General features: G+C 63.2%; 2 protein-coding genes. Both read left to right on the top strand.

Features of this window, described 5'->3' with window-relative positions:
- Nucleotides 1-320 (top strand): DUF3489 domain-containing protein (locus TX83_RS17525; protein WP_222423787.1); only part of this gene is annotated, 320 nt, incomplete at its 5' end.
- Between the two features lie 482 nt (nt 321-802).
- Nucleotides 803-1,432 (top strand): hypothetical protein, encoded by a 630-nt coding sequence (locus TX83_RS17520; RefSeq protein ID WP_064749265.1) that lies wholly within the window; start codon nt 803-805, stop codon nt 1,430-1,432.
- Nucleotides 1,433-1,537 lie beyond the last annotated feature (105 nt).

Raw genomic sequence — 1,537 nt, 5'->3', positions numbered from 1 at the left:
CGAAGGCCGCCAGCCCGGAGGCCAAGGCCGACGCCAGCGAGGCAATGCAGCCCCCGCCCGGCCGAGCCGCACCAGCCCCTGCGCTCCGGCGGAGCCGGCTGGATCTGGTCGTCGGCCTCCTCAGTCGCCTCGAGGGCGCGACCATCCCGCAGATCATGGCGGCGACCTGCTGGCAGGCGCACTCGGTGCGGGGGTTCTTCGCCGGCACGGTCCGCAAGAAGGGCTACCTCTTGACCTCTACTAAGGAAGGAAAGGAGGAACGGGTTTACCGCATCCAGGCCGGGACCGAGCAGCACGCCAACGGCGGCGCAGCCGAGTAACCCGACGGTGAGCCGGGCGTTGCCCGGCTCGCTATCCGACCTCTGTCCACGAAGGCGGGGTGCAGCAACACGCCCGGCACATCGCTTGCTTCGCGCGACCTTCTGTTTTCGGCCGTAGTTGCAGGTCGGGATACATCATCACGACCGTCACCACCGTCACGTCCGCTGGTGCGCCCCTTTGGTTCTCGTTTTTCGCTCGTTGCCCTGGGTCCAGATACACCATCACCATCGTCACCAACGTCACGACCGGGTTCCTGGGCTTTGGTTTCTGTTTTTCTGTTCGCCAGCCTACCGACCCTCATCATCAAAACCATCGCAGGGTAGAGCGAACATAGCGCAAGCTGAATCGATTGGTGATCGCGCTTGTCGAACCGTGTATTCCGTGCAGCTGTATTCTATGCAGCTTGTGTCTTCCGACCACAATCACTACCGTCACCGGCTCAGCATTCGTCTTCAGCATCTATCCCTGGCCAGGAACGCCAATGAACCCTTCCAGCCCCAATCCGCAGGATTGCCTGCGCTACTGGGGCCTTAGCGACAACATCCGCCTCGACGACGCCGTCGCCCTGTGGTGCGGCTTTCAGCCCGATCAGCTACATCAGATTCGCGGCGTCACGACCTGCATGCAGGCCAAGCGCGCCGCCTTGGTTCACGCCTTGCGCGACGGCCGACTGGAGTACGAGGACCTTGGCGTAACCGCAGTCAACGGCAAGACCTACTACGACCAGCCGGTGGACGAGTTGATCGATAAGGACCGTCTGGTCATCAGGAAGGCCAGTCTGCGCCGCTGGTTCGAGGAGGTTAGCGCGACCGAGCGGCCGGCGTTCCTGTTCGACGAATCCCGCCAGGTTGCTCTGCCGGATGGCAGCGACGCCGCCGAGATGAACAGCCAGATCGCTATCGCAGTGCTGGCCCATCTGCTCGCCGCCGCTTCGGACCGGGACTACAAGATCGCCGCTCGCCCCAATGCCACGGCAATCGGTACCGCCGTCGAAGCCAAGGCCAAGGAATGGTTCGGAGCCGACGTCCGGGGCTTTACTTCGTTCAGGAAGAAGATCAACACGGCGATCGAGTTCGCGACTAGAGAGATGCCGGCGCGACCGGGCCACTGACTGAAAAACGGCAATGCCGGAATTTTTCTGGCATTCGCCGCCGTCCATGAGGGGCTGCTCCTAGTCTGCCGCTTCCCCCGGCAGACCCCGATGGAGCCCCATGAC

It is taken from the genome of Lysobacter antibioticus HS124, from assembly GCF_000336385.2.
In the GTDB taxonomy this organism is placed as follows: domain Bacteria; phylum Pseudomonadota; class Gammaproteobacteria; order Xanthomonadales; family Xanthomonadaceae; genus Lysobacter; species Lysobacter firmicutimachus.
Note: the sequence above shows the minus strand (reverse complement) of the source record. Positions and strands in the feature narration are given on the sequence as shown.